Annotated in this window: 17 protein-coding genes; 7 read left to right on the forward strand and 10 right to left on the reverse strand. The window is 68.5% G+C overall.

All coding sequences use genetic code 11. From position 1 onward, the window contains the following. Positions 1–23: 23 nt before the first annotated feature. The 3 genes from STRTU_RS33990 to STRTU_RS34000 all read left to right on the forward strand — a co-directional run bounded on the left by STRTU_RS33990 (position 24) and on the right by STRTU_RS34000 (position 1,915). A complete protein-coding gene (locus STRTU_RS33990; protein ID WP_159749027.1) occupies positions 24–902 on the forward strand; it encodes a hypothetical protein in 879 nt (292 codons plus the stop codon). 147 nt (positions 903–1,049) lie between these two features. Then, positions 1,050–1,484, forward strand: coding sequence for a hypothetical protein (locus STRTU_RS33995; RefSeq protein ID WP_159749029.1), 435 nt, complete (start codon positions 1,050–1,052; stop codon positions 1,482–1,484). Positions 1,485–1,678: 194 nt separating this feature from the next. Then, positions 1,679–1,915 carry a hypothetical protein gene (locus tag STRTU_RS34000; RefSeq protein WP_159749031.1) on the forward strand — a complete coding sequence of 79 codons (237 nt, stop codon included), beginning with the start codon at positions 1,679–1,681 and terminating at the stop codon, positions 1,913–1,915. Positions 1,916–1,992: 77 nt separating this feature from the next. On the opposite strand, the gene STRTU_RS34005 is transcribed toward STRTU_RS34000, so the two are convergent. Further along, complete coding sequence (locus STRTU_RS34005) at positions 1,993–2,868, reverse strand: serine hydrolase (RefSeq protein ID WP_246241603.1); 876 nt, start codon at positions 2,866–2,868, stop codon at positions 1,993–1,995. 251 nt (positions 2,869–3,119) lie between these two features. Then, on the reverse strand, positions 3,120–4,322 hold the full coding sequence (locus tag STRTU_RS34010; protein WP_159749033.1) for a polysaccharide deacetylase family protein: 1,203 nt from the start codon (positions 4,320–4,322) through the stop codon (positions 3,120–3,122). Between the two features lie 451 nt (positions 4,323–4,773). On the opposite strand from STRTU_RS34010, the gene STRTU_RS34015 reads away from it, so the two are divergent. Both STRTU_RS34015 and STRTU_RS34020 read left to right on the forward strand, forming a co-directional pair. Continuing rightward, positions 4,774–4,908 carry a hypothetical protein gene (locus STRTU_RS34015; RefSeq protein WP_269777422.1) on the forward strand — a complete coding sequence of 45 codons (135 nt, stop codon included), beginning with the start codon at positions 4,774–4,776 and terminating at the stop codon, positions 4,906–4,908. After that, positions 4,902–5,213: an MDR/zinc-dependent alcohol dehydrogenase-like family protein gene (locus tag STRTU_RS34020; RefSeq protein ID WP_159749035.1), complete on the forward strand. Its 312-nt coding sequence runs from the start codon at positions 4,902–4,904 to the stop codon at positions 5,211–5,213. Before STRTU_RS34015 ends, STRTU_RS34020 begins: the two co-directional genes overlap by 7 nt. 102 nt (positions 5,214–5,315) lie before the next feature. On the opposite strand, the gene STRTU_RS34025 is transcribed toward STRTU_RS34020, so the two are convergent. The 3 genes from STRTU_RS34025 to STRTU_RS34035 form a co-directional block, all read right to left on the reverse strand. Next, positions 5,316–5,540 carry a helix-turn-helix domain-containing protein gene (locus STRTU_RS34025; protein WP_159749037.1) on the reverse strand — a complete coding sequence of 75 codons (225 nt, stop codon included), beginning with the start codon at positions 5,538–5,540 and terminating at the stop codon, positions 5,316–5,318. Then, on the reverse strand, positions 5,540–6,037 hold the full coding sequence (locus tag STRTU_RS34030) for a DUF2975 domain-containing protein (protein ID WP_159749039.1): 498 nt from the start codon (positions 6,035–6,037) through the stop codon (positions 5,540–5,542). The genes STRTU_RS34025 and STRTU_RS34030 overlap by 1 nt, the downstream gene beginning before the upstream one ends. 103 nt (positions 6,038–6,140) lie before the next feature. Continuing rightward, positions 6,141–7,136, reverse strand: coding sequence for an NUDIX hydrolase (locus STRTU_RS34035; RefSeq protein ID WP_159749041.1), 996 nt, complete (start codon positions 7,134–7,136; stop codon positions 6,141–6,143). 71 nt (positions 7,137–7,207) lie between these two features. Between STRTU_RS34035 and STRTU_RS34040 the strand changes: the two genes are divergently transcribed. Continuing rightward, positions 7,208–7,792, forward strand: coding sequence for a GNAT family N-acetyltransferase (locus STRTU_RS34040; protein ID WP_159749043.1), 585 nt, complete (start codon positions 7,208–7,210; stop codon positions 7,790–7,792). 113 nt (positions 7,793–7,905) lie between these two features. Here STRTU_RS34040 and STRTU_RS34045 read toward each other — a convergent pair whose 3' ends face one another. The 3 genes from STRTU_RS34045 to STRTU_RS34055 all read right to left on the reverse strand — a co-directional run bounded on the left by STRTU_RS34045 (position 7,906) and on the right by STRTU_RS34055 (position 11,177). Further along, positions 7,906–8,832, reverse strand: coding sequence for an SDR family oxidoreductase (locus STRTU_RS34045; protein ID WP_159749045.1), 927 nt, complete (start codon positions 8,830–8,832; stop codon positions 7,906–7,908). 167 nt (positions 8,833–8,999) lie between these two features. Then, on the reverse strand, positions 9,000–10,553 hold the full coding sequence (locus STRTU_RS34050) for an MDR family MFS transporter (protein WP_159749047.1): 1,554 nt from the start codon (positions 10,551–10,553) through the stop codon (positions 9,000–9,002). Between the two features lie 27 nt (positions 10,554–10,580). After that, complete coding sequence (locus STRTU_RS34055) at positions 10,581–11,177, reverse strand: NADPH-dependent FMN reductase (protein ID WP_159749049.1); 597 nt, start codon at positions 11,175–11,177, stop codon at positions 10,581–10,583. A gap of 135 nt (positions 11,178–11,312) precedes the next feature. On the opposite strand from STRTU_RS34055, the gene STRTU_RS34060 reads away from it, so the two are divergent. Further along, complete coding sequence (locus STRTU_RS34060) at positions 11,313–12,047, forward strand: TetR/AcrR family transcriptional regulator (protein WP_246241604.1); 735 nt, start codon at positions 11,313–11,315, stop codon at positions 12,045–12,047. Positions 12,048–12,144: 97 nt separating this feature from the next. Here the strand turns inward: STRTU_RS34060 and STRTU_RS34065 are convergent, their stop codons facing one another. Both STRTU_RS34065 and STRTU_RS34070 read right to left on the reverse strand, forming a co-directional pair. After that, the gene (locus STRTU_RS34065; RefSeq protein ID WP_269777423.1) at positions 12,145–13,119 is read right to left on the reverse strand and encodes an alpha/beta fold hydrolase; all 975 of its coding nucleotides are present in this window, start codon (positions 13,117–13,119) and stop codon (positions 12,145–12,147) included. Beyond that, positions 13,116–15,173, reverse strand: a complete 2,058-nt coding sequence (locus tag STRTU_RS34070; protein WP_159749055.1) for an ABC transporter ATP-binding protein — start codon at positions 15,171–15,173, stop codon at positions 13,116–13,118. The genes STRTU_RS34065 and STRTU_RS34070 overlap by 4 nt, the downstream gene beginning before the upstream one ends. Position 15,174 lies beyond the last annotated feature (1 nt).

Genomic DNA, 15,174 nt, shown 5'->3' on the forward strand with positions numbered 1-15,174 from the left:
GCCGCGTGCGTAGTGAGGTCACCATGCAACGCCGTCATATCGCCGCCGTCCTGGCTCTGCTGGCCCTGGTCACCGGGTGTTCTTCCGGGGTAGAGCCCTCCCCGCCGCGCCACAGCCTGCGGCCCTCCGCCGCGCCGCCCGCTTCCGAGGAAGTACGCCGCCTGGCCCTGCCGTTCGACGCCTACGCGCTCTCCGCCCCCGATGTCCACACCATCGAAGCGGCCGAAGACATCCTGATCCGCGACTGTATGCGTGCCCAGGGGATGAGTTGGACCGCGCTTCCCCAACCCGGCGCCGTCGACCCGGACCCGCCGCAACGACGCCGTTACGGCGTCATCGAACCCGATGTCGCCCGCCGGTTCGGGTACCACCTGCCGCCGGCCCCGCCGGAAACCGCTCGACGGGACGCCATCTGGCGCGCCCGGGAGAAAATGCCACGCGCCGCGCAGCTCGCCGCATATGGAAAGGACGGCGTCGGCGGGTGCTGGAAGAAGGCCCATACCCACCTGCTCCGAGGCGTCCCGAAGGGCAGCACAGCGCTGCTCAACCGGCGTACCCGCGATGAGTTCACGGCCTCCCAGCAGCAGCGTACGGTGCGGTCCGTCGTCCGTTCCTGGGGCGCCTGCATGAAGCGGAACGGATATCGCTCTACGGACCCGCTCGCCGCCGCCGGAGACGAACGCTGGGCGAAATCCCCCTGGCCCTCGCGTGATGAGCTCGCGGTAGCACAGGCGGACGTCCGGTGCAAGCGAGAGACTCGTCTCGTGTCCGTCTGGGCCAACGCGGAAACGCGACTCCAGCACGGTGTGGTGCGCGGCCACGCCGCGGAATTCCGACAGCTCGCCGCCCAGAAATCCAGCTGGCTCAAGGCCGCCCGCAGAGTCATCCACATCGGCTCCTGACTCGCGCCGCGGGGAGCGGGGCCGGACGGCTACGGCACCGTGTCACCCAATTGCCGGGCGTCGCGATAGCTGGCCCCCGGCACAGGGCAGATGGTCAGTCCCAAGACAGTGACAGAGCTGACCAGCGACACGAGTGGGAGCGTGGCCGTGGCACGGCTGATGGTGGACGGCGACGACCTGGTGTTGCGGCTGGCGTGGTGGGAGAAGGCCATCGCCAGGCGCGGAAACGTCCGGATACCGCTCGCAGCCGTGGAGCGGACAGGCATCGAACCGGACTGGTGGCGAGCGCTGCGTGGCATCCGCGTCCGCACCCATGCGCTGGTGGTTCCGGGCATGCTGTGCCTGGGAGTGTGGCGGCACGGTGGCGACCAGGACTTCCTCGCCTTGCGCCGCCCGCGCCGGGCCCCGACGGTCGTCGTGGACCTCCATGACCTCCGCACCGCGGCCCCGTACGCGCGGATCGCCGTGACCTGCCCACACGCCTCACAGACGGTGACCGCCCTCAACACGGCCCTGGACCGCCATCGACGTGGGGATTCCTCAGCGGCCTCGGACCAATCACTCCACGGCGGCCTGCTCTAGCAGCAGCGGGCATCTTTTCCCCCGGCCGCCGACGATCGAACTCGGCTCGGTACCGGTTCACCCGTCCGGCCCTCCCGCGATGGCCCAGCTGAGTGCCCCGGTGTTCCATGAGCAACGGATGGAAACGGACCCACGGCGCTGGCGGCGGCTAGTTCCCTGCCGTCCAGCCCCCCACCAGTATCAGGGAGAGGCCCATGTACGAGATGCGCGCCGGCCCCTCAACGACCGGCAGCTCAGGACAGGTGTGGCACGTCATGGCCAAGCACGACGCCCGTTCCACCCTGTGCGGCCGCAAGCTGGCCACCCATGGCCCCAGGCCGTCGGATCAGGAAGATGACCCCACCGCACGCTACTGCTCGCCGTGCATGACCGCTTTCCGTGAGATTCTGGACATCAATTCCACCCCGGTGCATGAACACAAGCCGGCCTGATTGTCCTGACCGAGCCCGGGGGAGAGCCGATCGCTGCACCCCCGGGCTCGAAGGAATTCCCCGCGAAGCGCGTTCGCTTACTCTGGCTTGGGGGGTTCGGCAGCCGCAGTGGCGGCCCTGCTGGGGTGGTAGCCCCCAGCGTCCGGGTAAACGTCCCGATAGATGCTGCGAGAAATGGTCTCTATCGTGTCGATCCCGTAATCCCACCCCTCCTTCGCGGGGTGCCCCTCGGGAACTCTGTTGTTCTCGGTGAGTACGACCAGGCCGGAGTCGTATCCCTTCTCCGTGAGAGCAGCCATGCTGTTCACCTTCCAGTCACCCTTGTCGAAGGTATCGACGTCAGGATCCTGGCTACGCTGCAGCCAGCCGTTCTTCACATGCATGACGGAGTCCAGCGGGGCACCGGCTGTGGCGCCCCATCGCTGGGTGCTCTGCACGTGATTCATGAGCTCAAGTGCAATAGAGCGACTCTTGCTCCCGAGGACCGAACCATCGTCACCCGTGAAGATGCGCAGAAGCTTGGCCTGGTCTTCCGCTGTCACCTGGGTGAGGCCCCAGACCCCCTCCTTGTCGAGGACGGTGTTATCCATCCCGGCCTTGTCAAGGAATTCCTGGACCTTGACAGGGTTCGGCTTCTTGGGGTTCGTCAGATCGGACAGTTGCTTCCACAGCGTGGTCGCGGAAGCGTTGTCCGACTCGGTGATCATCTTGCGTGCGAGCGCGCTTTCCTCATCGGTGAGGGTTCCGCCCGTCTGGTACAGCAAGGCCCCGAGAATTATCGTCTTCGTCACGCTGGCCGAGTCGTACTGCTTGGCGGCGCCGGAGGTGCAACTGGTGCTGGTGGGCCGGTCATAGAAGGACAGCGACGCCATGCTTTCCCGGCTCGCCAGCGCGTTGGCTATATCGTTCTCCAGTTTCCTGGCCAGCTTTTCGTCATGGGATGTGCATTGCACCGTCGAGGTAGCTGCCTTGGCCTGCTGCGGTGCGGCGGCGGAGGGCGTCGCCGCTGCGATGGGTCCGGCAACAGCGCCTGCTCCTATAGCGGCTGCGGTGAGGGTAGAAGCCCACCTCAAAACTGCTCACTGTCCTTTCTGGGTGGCCGAACAATCGGCGTGTGGAATGCGGGATTCACTACTGCTCCTGGCGCCGGGTGGGGCGCGCGGGAGCCGGGAGGAGAGGCGATCGTCCGGCCCCCCGCCGCCCGTCAGCCGCGGCCGGTGAACTTCTGCCCGACGCCGAGTCGGCGCAGGTCGGCGAGGACCTTCGGGTCCTGGGCGTCGAGCCAGTCGCACAGCTGCCGGAAGGAGACCATCCGGACGTCCTTGCGCTTCTCGTCGGCGATGTGCTTGATCGCGTCCTCGACGGCGTCCATGTAGATGCCGCCGTTCCACTGCTCGAAGTGGTTACCGACGAAGAACGGGGCCCGGTTCGTTTCGTACGCCCGCTGGAATCCCGCGATATAGGCGTCGGCGGCCTGCTTGCGCCAGCGCGGGTAGTTGGCCGGCGGGCCCTTGGTGGAGGCATTCGACTGATTGGCCATGATGTTGTAGTCCATCGAAAGGACATCACTGCGGAGCCCGGCGAACGGCATGCCCTGAAGGGGGAGGTTCCACACGCCCTGCATTTTGTCGGGCCAGACCTGCAAACCGCCGGGGGAGCTGGCGTCATAACGCCAGCCGCGCCTCTTCGCCGTCGGCAGCAGATTCTGCTGGCCCAGCAGGCACGGCGTGCGGGCGCCGACAAGTTCCTTGCTGTAGTCGAACGGCAGCGGTTCGATGTCGGTAAAGCCGGTGTTCGTCCGCCACTTGGTGACGAAGTCCATGGCCTGCTCTATCTCGGAGTCCCACTGGGCGGGGGTCCAATGGGCGACCGAGCCACTGGCGGTGCCGCAGAAATGACCGTTGAAGTGCGTGCCTATCTCGTGGCCCTCCAGCCACGCCGCACGCAGATTCTGCAGCGTCAGCCTGATGTGGTCATCGGTGAGGAACGGTATGTCGGAGGCGCCGACGGGGTTATTCGGCGGCCGGTACATCCGCCGCTTCGACTCCGGCAGCAGGTACAGTCCCGAGAGGAAGAACGTCATCGAGGCGTTGTGGTCGCGGGCGAGTTTGCGGAACCGCGGAAAGAGGCCATTGCCCACCTCGCCCGCCCCGTCCCAGGAGAAGACCACAAATTGCGGCGGCTTCTGGCCGGGCTCCAGCCGCTCGGGCTTGGGCGGCTGATGCGGCTGCTTGCCGGTGTACGCGGTCGAGCCGTCGCCGATCGGTTTCGACCGGTCTTTCTGTCCGGACTTCTCCGCCACCTTGCCGGAGTCCGACGAACCGGAGGAGGAGCAGCCTGCGACGGACAGCGCCGCCGCCGCACCCACCCCGAGTCCAAGTATTCCCCGCCGACTGATCTCACGCATTACGGTCCTCATCGCATTTCTTCGCCCTGGAGTGCCCCACTGGACGCCCAGAGAGAGGGGCTGATCGATGGAGGGGTTCCGTTACGGCGGCGAAAATCAAAAGATGGACCAAGAGGCAACGGAGGGTCGTTATCCCGTCACTACCGGGTGACAGTCGGCCGGTAACGCTGCGCTTTTCCTGCTGGGCCGCTCCGGTGCAGGCGAGGTGAGCCCATTTCGCCGTGCACGTAGGGGAGTTGAGCGCGCGGACAGGCCGTCGCCGCCGACCCGCTACGCCCTCGGCTGATGTCGGCCTTGGCCTACGACGCGTCCCTGCGCCCAGCGGAGTTGTGCTCGCTGCGCAGTGCCGACGCCTCGCCGCTCGTCGCGCTCGTCCATCACGGCGGCGAACTGAGCGCTGGTCGGGGCCGGATGGGGGAGCGGGCGTGCCGCTTCGGGCCTCAATCCGTTGATGAACGGAATGATGAGGGCAGTTGTCGCCCCGAACTACGGCTCCCCGGCGGTGCTGACCGTCGAGGACCTCCAGATTCCCCGGCCGGACCCCGGCCAGATCCAGCTGCGAGTGGCGGCAGCGGCGGCGTGGTGAACCTCGCCCTGTCGGCCGACCGCCTGATCGAAGTCAGCCGGGTGGTACGACGCGGTGGCCGACTGATGAATGCCACCTACCCCGCCCCCGAACCCGGCACCTACGCACGCGACGATCTCGCCATGGGCGCCATCTACAGCGCGGCCCGCCCCGGTGACCTGGACGAACTGGCGGCACGGGCGAACGACGGATCGCTGCCCGCAGCCATCGGCCGACGCTATCGCTTGGCCGACGGCCCACGCGCCTACCTCGAATTCGTGCAGGAACACACCCGCGGCAAGCTGATCGTGGCGATGCACGCGTAAGTATGAGGGGTGCGCCTCGCGATCGTCGCCGCGGAGGCTCGGCCACGGCGGCGATCGGCCACGGCGGCGATTGCCCGCGTCAGACGGAGCCGGCTGCACCCGCTAGCTGTCATCCGCCTCATCATCCGGCACCCAGCGCAGCACATCACCGGGCTGGCAGCCGAGTGTGCGGCAGATCGCGTCAAGTGTCGTGAACCGCACCGCCTTTGCGCGACCGTTCTTCAGTACGGCGATGTTGGCGGGCGTGATACCGACGGCATCGGCGAACTCGCCCACCGACAGCCCGCGTTGGGCGAGCAGGAGGTCGAGGTCGACGATGATCGCCATCAGACCACCTCGGCGATCTCGGTCTGCAGATCCGTCGCTTTGTGCAGGAGGCTTCGCATGATGACGATGAGCATCGCGAAAGCCGCCCCCACCCCGACGCTGGCGATCGCAGCGGCCAGCGCGCCGATGAGCTCCATGCCGTCGCCGGGGGAGGGGATGTCGGTGAGGGCCAGGTGCCCGGTGACCCCGATCGCCAGCAGCGTCGCCACGAGCGAGCACCCGATGATGATGTCGACCCATCGGAAGGCCCGCGACGTGAAGATCGCATCGCGTTCGACCATGGTGAGCAGCATCCACACGGCGGCGAGGGCGACTTGGACGCAGGCGATGCCGATGATCGCCACGGTTACGTACGGCGCGGCGAACGGGGCGTAGGGAGGAAAGCGGTCGACCTCATCGGCTGCGGTCGTCGGGATGACCACGATCTGGCCGAAGAGCCCGAACAAGATCACTGCGGCGATGCCGACCCGTAGTGCGGCGATGTAGAAGCGATGCATGCATCGATTATCGATTGATTTCGATCGAAAATCAATCGATACGGTTCTGGCTGCGGTGTGGATGGTGCTGAGGGGGAGTCGCTGGCGGTGAGGGCGGTCCCGGTCATGTCCAGCCCATCTCGGTGTAGAGGTGCCCCGCCCGGACTCCGTCGATCGCCGCACGGGCGTAGGGCACGAGCGGCTCCGGGAGTGCTTCCGGTCGCCACCAGCTCCAGCTGACGCACTTGTCGGGTTCGAGAATCTCCGGCGTACCCGTCCAGCGCCGGGCGCGGAAGACCATCTGCATGAGCGGCTGTGTGCCGGGCGCATCGAGCATATGGACGGCGTGTACGTACTCGACGGCGCCGGGATCGATCAGCAGCCCGGCTTCCTCGTGGGCTTCGCGGACGAGACAGGCGACGGCGGACTCCTGTTCGCAGTGGCCGGCAAGGAAATGCCATCTCCCGCCTGCGTAAAGGGAGTTGGGGTGGCGCAGCCCGAGCAGGATCTCGCCGCGGGCGTTCTCCAGGTAGAGATGGACGCCGATGCCATTGAGGACGGTCTTTCCGCTTGTGGCCGGTGCTGACGGGGTGTGCGGGTGCGGAGGCCGGCTGGCCGCGGTGTCAGCGTCGGTGTCCGTCGCCGACCGAGTGGATCCGTCATGGCCGGTGCGGAGCAGCTCGGCGTGGCGGTGGACCAGCTCGCGGGTCGAAGGGGCCATCCTCAGACGTGGCATGACCTCCGGCCGGAACCAATGCAGCATGACGCCTTCGGTCAGGTTCAAGGCCGCGGGGTCACCGGCCCACTGACCGGCGAAGATCTGGATGGGGACGGTTGTCCCGTCGCTGCCCCGGGCCTGCTCCACGGCGAACGGGACCAGCTCCGGGATATCGAGGCCGGCCTCTTCCCACAGTTCCCGTCTGATCGTCTCCTCCAGAGACCGGTCGCCCGGTTCACACCCGCCGCCGAGCAGGGACCACGATCCCGGCTCCCAGATACCGGGAATCTCGTCCCGCAGGTGCAGCAAGTACTCGCCGGATCCGTTGTGGATCAGCGCCGATGCGTTCGCCTGCTGCCGTTCGTGCTGGGGCTGGTGCTGGAGGCGTTCGAGCTCGTTCATGAGGACTCCTTTTGCGTCAGGTCGGTGGCTCTCCCGGCCTTCAAGTACGGGCGTGAGGAAATATGCCGCTCATGACCTATGCCATTACCCCAGCCATCCCGGCTGGGACCCTCTCAGCTTCCGCTCAGCCCTCGATTCCGTCGCATGACGGTGCGTTGCTGCTGCGGCCCTGGGAGGCGGAAGATGCTCCCGTACTGCAACGCGCCTTCCAGGACCCTGCAATCCGGCGCTGGCACACACACCATGTGAATGCGCCGGAGGAAGCCCGGGACTGGATCGCGTCCTCCCACCGGTCCTGGCAGCGCGAACAGGCTGTCCAGTGGGTTATTGCCTGGGCCGATGGCGAGCCCCTCGGCCGGATGGCTCTGCGCTGGATGGACCTTCTCCACGGACTCGCTGAGTGCGCGTACTGGGTGCTGCCACATGCCCGCGGCGCCGGTGTTGCGTCCCGAGCCCTCGCCACGTTGACGTCCTGGGCGCTTGACGAGGCCGGCTTTCACCGCCTTGAACTTGCGCACGCGGTCGACAACGAAGTCTCTTGCCGGGTGGCCACCAAGTCCGGCTTCGCTTTGGAGGGCACTCGGCGCGGCGCGCATCTGCAACTGGATGGCTGGCACGACATGCACCTCCACGCTCGTGTCCAGGGCGATGCTTGAGCTGCTGGGAGTCGCCGGATGAATTCCTCGCGCGGTGTGTTGACGTGGACCACCGGGGCGTAGCAGCCAGCCAGGGCATGGCAGCCAGCGAGTTCAGAGAGCGTAGCGTGGCCTCACCGGCCCTGCCAGCAATCTGGCCGGCTGCCGTCGATGTCGGTGAATCCGTACTCCCTCGCCAACTGGGCGGAGCTGACGGAGCGCTGGTTCCAGCGGTGGCGTTCAGGGTCCGCGGCCAAGGCGGCTGCCGCCCGGCCGACATAGCGTGGGGACTCCGACTGGGCGAAGCCCGGCGGTGCGGTGGGCAGACCGTTGTCCCGGTGGGGATTCAGTGCCTCGCGCCAGTTCTCCTCGTGGACACCGAAGTTGTCCAGCATCATCTCCGAACGAAGCCAACCGGGGGTGAGGGCGACCGCGGTGGCTCCGAACGGCTGTAGTTCATGGCCTTGCGAAAACGCCAGCCGGTTCACCGCGGTCTTCACCAGGTCGTAGAACACCGAGATCCGGTAGGAGGACTCATTGAACTCCCTTGTGCCGTCGGTGACTTCGATGAGCAAGCCACCCGGCTCCTCGATCAGCAGGGGGAGGAGGTGATGGGAGGTGATCAGGTGGGTGTCGAGACCCAGGCGCAGAATGCGCAGGCCGTCGTCGAGGCGGTGCTGCCAGATCGGGGTGTTCCAGTCCGCCGGGCCGCCTTTGAGGCGTTCCGCGCCCCAGATGTCGTTGATCAGGATGTCGATACGGCCGTGCTCGGCGCGGAGGCGGTCGGCCAGGCCCTGCACCTGCTCGGAATCGAGATGATCGACCCGATAGGCGATCCCGATGCCGCCGAGCCGGGTGACCAGCTCCGCCGTCTCCTCGATCGTCTCCGGCCGGTCGTAGTCGGATCCTCCGGGGCCCCTCGCGCTGCTGCGTCCTGTGCAGATCACGGTCGCACCCGCTTCGCCCAGCGCGGCGGCGAAGCCCCGTCCTGCGCCCCGTGTCGCCCCCGCCACGACCGCGACCTTCCCGCGCAATGAGTCAGGGTCTGGAAACCACACCATCTCTCGACTATCGCAGAACTGGCGCGAAGTGGTCTTCGGCGCTCCGGGCGGTGCGCTGGCCGACTGCAACGGCGGGTCCGGCGGGTCCAGCGAGTCCGGCCGGGGCCGGGCCGATCCGCCCGGGATCGCGGACCCGCCCGGCCCCGCGCCCCCCGGACAGTCCGGCCTCAGTCCGCCGCCCCCGGTGCCGTCCGCAGCGGCACCTCGCGAATCAGCCAGGCAGCCGCGAAGGCGATGACGCACAGTGCGGCCGTGCCGATCATGACGCCGTGGAGTCCGCCGGTGACCCCGGCACGGAGGGCCTCCCGGACCGGCTCGGAGAGCCCGCGCAGCACCGAGGGGGTCACCTCGTGGCCGCCGGCGAGGCGCTCCCCATCCCCGCCGAGCCGGTCCGTGAGGGTGGCGGTCATGCGGCTGGTGTAGACGGAGCCGAGTACGGCGACGCCGAGCGAGCCGCCAATGGTGCGCAGAAGCGTGGTCGTGCCGCTGGCCGCGCCCATGTCGCGGAGAGCCGCGCTGTTCAGGGTGATGAGCATCGAGGACTGCATCAGACAGCCAAGGCCCACACCGAGGATCAGCGTCAGTGCGGAGGCCACGGCCGTGGGAGTGTCCGCGCCTGCCCCGAGCAGGGCCAGCGCGCCTGCCGTGGCGACCGCGCCGCCCGCGATGGGGTACGCGCGGTAACCTCCGCCGTTGCCGACCGCCCGCCCGATGACCAGCTGCGCACCCATCATGCCGAGCATCAGCGGGAGCAGCAGCAGTCCGCTCTCCGTCGACGACGCGCCCCCTACGAACTGCATGTACTGCGGCAGATAGCTCGCCGCGGCCAGCATCGCCGCACCCACCAGGAAGCTCAGCACCTGAGCGAGCGTGAAGTTCCGGTCGCGGAACAGACGCGGCGGGATGATGGGTTCGTGCGCCCGCCGCTCCACACGGACGAACCAGCCGAGGGCGGCCACCGACAGTGCGGTCAGGCCGGCGATCTGCGGTGAGATCCAGTCGTACGCCGCGCCGCCCCAGGACCCGATCAGGGTGAGTGCCAGAATGCCCGCCGTGAGAAGCGCGGCGCCGGCGTAGTCGATACGAGCCGTGCTGCGCGCGCCGCGCAGCCGGATGCAGAGCCCGACAATCAGGAGCGCGACGGCACCGACGGGCACATTGACATAGAAGACCCAGCGCCAGTTCAGCTGGTCGGTGAGGAAGCCGCCGAGCAGAGGGCCGCCGATCATCGCGAACGGCAGCAGTACGCCGATCATCGACTGGGAGCGCCCCGCCTGCGCGGGCGGGAGGAGCGTCCCGATGAGCGAGAGCGCGCCTACGAAGAGGCCGCCCGCGCCGAGTCCCTGGAGTGCGCGGAATGCGATCAACTGCCCCATGTCCTGGGCGAGTCCGCAGAGCACGGAGCCGACGAGGAAGACCGTGATCGACGCCTGGTAGCTGCCCTTGCGGCCGTAGAGGTCACCGAGCTTGCCCCAGATCGGGGTGGAGACGGCGGTGGTGAGCAGATAGGCCGTGACCACCCAGGAGAAGTGGTCGAGGCCGCCCAGGTCGCCGACGATGGTCGGCAGGGCGGTGCCGACGATCGTGCTGTCGAGTGTCGCCAGAATGATGCCGAGCAGCAGTCCGAGGACGGCGAGACGCGAGGGCGGCGCCGGGTTCGGCAGCTGGACGGTGCGGGAGTCCGCGGCCTCGGGCGCGGCTCCTTCCGTACGCTGATTCATTTTATCCCCCAGTGTGTTGACAAGGCATCAGACGGCATACGGACGGGCATTCCTGGCAGCCCGCAGCGCGTCGCCCCACCAGGCGAGCTGGTCCAGCATCACCTTGGCCGCGGCATCGCTCTGCGCGTCCTTCATCGCGTACTCCTCGTCGAACAGGCCCCAGGCGTTGTGGAGGCTTACCGTGTTGCGGATGGTGGTCGCATGCAACTCCGCCATGACGAGGCGGAGTTGCTCGACCGCGCGCAGGCCGCCCGAGATCCCGCCGTAGGAGACGAAGCCGATCGGCTTGGCGTGCCACTGCTCGTTGTGCCAGTCGATGGCGTTCTTCAGGGACGCCGGGAAGCTGTGGTTGTACTCCGGCGTGACGAAGACGAACGCGTCGGCCGCGGCCAGGCGCGGCGAGACCAGCGCGAGGACCTCCCCGGTACCGGGCGCCGGCGGCTGCCCGAAGGCCGGCAGAACGGTGGGCAGCGGAGTCTCGGCCAGGTCGATGACGTCGGTGCTCATGTCATCGCGCTGATCGAGGTGGCCCTTGATCCACCGGGTGACGACGGGTGCGAAGCGGCCCTCCCGGGTGCTGCCGACGACGATCGCGACGCGGAGCTGCTGCGGCTGCCGGCTCATGGAAATCCCCTGCTGTGTACGTCCTATCAGGATGCGTACAACGTACACGTCGATGTGTACGGCGTCTACTGATGTGTACGTCGTATACTGGCGATACGCTGTACACGAATGGTTCGGTCGGAGAGGAGCCCTCAGGTGGCAGCCCAGAAGAAGAGCAGCAGTGCGGATACGCCCGTGCTGTGGGAGCGCCTGGAGCGCCCCGCCGCCGCGCCCCGCGCCTCGCTGACGCCGCAGAAGATCGCCGCCGTGGCGGTGCGGGTCGCCGACGCCGAGGGCTTTGCCGCTGTCACCATGCGCCGCCTCGCCACCGAACTGGACGTCGCGCCCATGGCCGCGTACCGGCATGTCGCGGGCAAGGACGACCTGTGGGCGCTGATGGTCGACCAGGTCATGGCCGAACTCGCGGTCCCGGAGGAGGCGACCGGCTGGCGCGACGTCCTGCGCGGCTATGCGATGGCCAGCCGCGACATGGTGCTGCGGCACCCCTGGCTCGCCCAGCTGCCCACACTGCACTTCGTGCTGACGCCGAACCGGATGGCGGCCGCGGAACGCCAACTGGCCGCGCTCGACGGCCACGGCATGGACACCGACACCATGATGGCCGCCTTCCGCGCGGTCAACAGCTATGTGCACGGCGCGACGCAGTCCGAGATGGCGCTGCGCCAGTACATGGAGGACAACGGCTGGGCCGACGGTGACGAGACGCGCCGCGCGCTCGCGCCCCAGATGACCTACCTGATGGAAACCGGCCGCTACCCGACCTACCGGCGCTACGCCCTCGGGGCCGCCCGGAAGGACGACGCGGCCTGGCAGTTCGAGACGGGGCTGGACTGTGTGCTCGATGGGATCGCGGTCAGGGTCGGCGGATAGGGCCCCCAGCGAGCCGACACTGCTCGACGGTGATGCCGTGGTCCGTCACGACCCTGATGGTGGTGCGCGGTGGGGCCTGCGCGTACCCCTCCGAGCTTCAGCCGCGGAGGAACGCCAGGAGGGGATCGGTCTGGCCGAAGATCGCGTGCCCGACGCCGGGCAGGACGTTCACCGTCGCGCGCGGAACGTGCTGGTGCACGCGGTGGGCCGTGCCCTCGGAGTCGAAGAGGACATCGCGGTCACCGACGATCGCCAGCACCGGAATCGTCAGACGGCGCAATGCGTCGTCGGAGAAGACCGGCAGCCGCTCCATCCGCGGCTTGAAGTGTGTGAAGGTCAGCACGATGTTGTCGAGGACGGGCCGGGCCTGCGGCGTGTTCAGTCCGGCGACGACGCCTGCCGAGCGACGTATCCCGCTGGGTCCGAACAGGCGCAGGAAGAGGGCTTTGGCCAGCCAGCCTGATTTCTGTCTGCCCAGGCCACCCGGGCACAACAAGGCCAGCCGCGTCACCCGCTCCGGCCGGCGGATGGCATAGTCCAGCGCCACCCAGCCGCCGAGTGACGCCCCGACGATCGGTGCACTCGTGATTCCCAGCGCCTCCAACACCTCGTCCAGCCACCGGGCATGGGAGTCGGAGTCCAAGGGTGGCCGCGACGGCGCGCTCAAACCCGGTTCGCCGAGGAGGTCGACGGCGTAGGTGCGAAACTGGCGTGACCAGGAGCCAACATCGTCACGCCACATCGTCGTGTTCGCCCCCGAGCCGTGCAGCAGCAACAAGGGCGGCGCGTCCTCGGGGCCGGAGGCGACGACGAAGGTCTCGCCCTCGCGGGTCGGCACCCGCAGATGTTCGGCCGGGACGGGCCAGGCGTCCAGCGCCTCCCGGTATCGCCGCTGTATCTCGTTCGCGCCGGCATCGGACTTGTAGATCGTGCTCATGATGCGAGTATCCCGTCCAGGTAGTCGGGCAGCCGGTTCGGTCAACAGGCCGGACGAATCGGCCCGGCGATCGGTTCGCCCACGGTTCGCGTGGATGCCGTAGCGGGTCACGGACGCGCCCCTGCGGTCGGTCACCTGGCCTCCTCGTGCCGAGGAGTGGAACCGTTCCGAGGGGCGGGCAGTGTGGTTCCGGGCGTCAGCGGGAGCCCGTACTGGGCGGCCTGGGCGGCGAACATGCCGCGGTAGAGGCCGTCGTTGACGCCCATGAGCTGGTCGTGGGTGCCCTCTTCGACGACCTGTCCGCGGTCGAGGACGTAGATGTGGTCGGCCTTCGCGGTCGCGGCCAGCCGGTGCGTGACCAGCACCACCGCGTGGCCCTGCCCGGCCAGGGACCACAGGCCCTCGAACGCGGCGATCTCCGCGTGCGGATCGAGCGCCGAGGTGGGTTCATCGACCAGGAAGAACGGTGCGTTCCGGTACCGGCTGCGAGCGGTGCCCAGTTTCTGCCACTGACCGCCCGAGAGCTGGACGCCGCGCTCGTACCCCTTGAAGACGATCGAGCCGTATCCATGGGGCAGGGCTTCGATCAGCGCGTGCACGTCGGCGGCCTGCGCGGCCTCCTTGACCCGGTCCATGTCCCGGGGGCGGTCGCCGACGCCGATGGCGATGTTCGTGGCGGCGGTCATCTCCCAGTGCGGGAAGTCCTGTGCGAGCAGTCCGACCGCGGCGAAGACCTGTGTGCGGTCGGCGTCGCGTAGCTCGACCCGCTCGCCGGGCTCACCTTCCCACCACACGCTGCCTTCGGCGGGCAGCAGCAGCCCGGCGAGGATCTTGGTCAGCGTGGTCTTACCCGAGCCGTTCGCCCCGACCAGGGCCGTCACCTTGCCCCTGTGGACCGACAAGCTCACCCCTTTCAGCGCGGGGGTCTCGGCCCCGGGGTAGGTGTACGAGACGTTCTCCACGTGCACCGCGCGGGCGGGAGCGGGCAGGGGCGCGCCCGTGTGGGGGATGGCGTGTTCGGTGGCCAGTTCGGTGGCGTGTTTGGTGTCGGTGAGGAACAGCAGCTCTTCGTAGAGCCGGTTGACCTGCTGCACGAGAGACGTGAGGCGCTCGGTGGAGGTACGGATCGCAATGACCGCGGTGCCCCCGACAGCCAGGGGCAGCCCGCCGGCGGCCAGCAGCCACCACAGCAGCCCGTAGCAGGCCAGCGACGCCAGACCGGCCAAGCCTCCGGCGACCAGGTCCGTCTGCGCCTGCGCCCGCGCCAGCCGCCGCTGCTCCGCCTCCGTCTGCCGGGACATCTCCTCGTACCCGTTCAGCAGCGTCTCCCCGGCCGCGTGCACACGGATCTCGCCGGCGGCGTGCGGCCGTGTCAGATACGCCAGCAGGGACGAGATCGCCCGACGGTGATCGACCCAATTCAGCCGGGAGAGGTAATCACGGCGCGCGGAGCGCACCGCGCCCCACCCCTTGGGAAAGGCGATCGCCAGCAGCATCGGCAGCAGAATCCAGTGCAGCGAGACCAGGACGACGGCGGCCGCCACCATGCCGATCAGTACATTGCCCACCCCCACCGACAGTCGGAGCATGCTGCGCGCCGAGTCCGTACCGAACTTCCCGGCCTCCAGGACGCGTTGGACCTCGGGCCGCTCGGTCGCCTCCACCTCGACCCGGGTGACGGCCGCGTAGTACCGGGCGGAGACGGCGCGCTCCACCTGGGGCTCCAGTCGGCCGGACATCGCCGTCGACCACGCCGCCAGCAGCGCCGCCCCCACCGACACCACCGCCAGCACCACCAGCGACGGCAGGGCGTCACGCAGCTTGTCCGCGGTCGGGCCGTCCGCGAACAGCTGGGTCAGGACACGGTTGACCGCGACCAGCCCCCACGCGGCCGTCACGCCTTGCCCGATCTGGGCGGCCACGACGCCGGCCAGCGCCCGCCGGTCCGCCTCCCATCCGGTGCGCAGCACCATCCCCACCATGCGCGGCAGCGCCGCCGCCATCTGCCCGAATCGCATCCGGGTCAATGCGCCCTCGTACTGGACGTAGGTCTGATCCCAGCGGAGCCGGCCCCCGTAGAGCTCGCGCTCCGCGTTCGAGATGCCGTCGGTCTTTTCCGAGGTGTCTTCCGGCTGTGCCGTGCTGTGTGTGCCTTGCTTCGCCTCGCGGCGTGGTCCGGCCGATGTCAAC

This window comes from Streptomyces tubercidicus (assembly GCF_027497495.1).
Lineage (GTDB): Bacteria > Actinomycetota > Actinomycetes > Streptomycetales > Streptomycetaceae > Streptomyces > Streptomyces tubercidicus.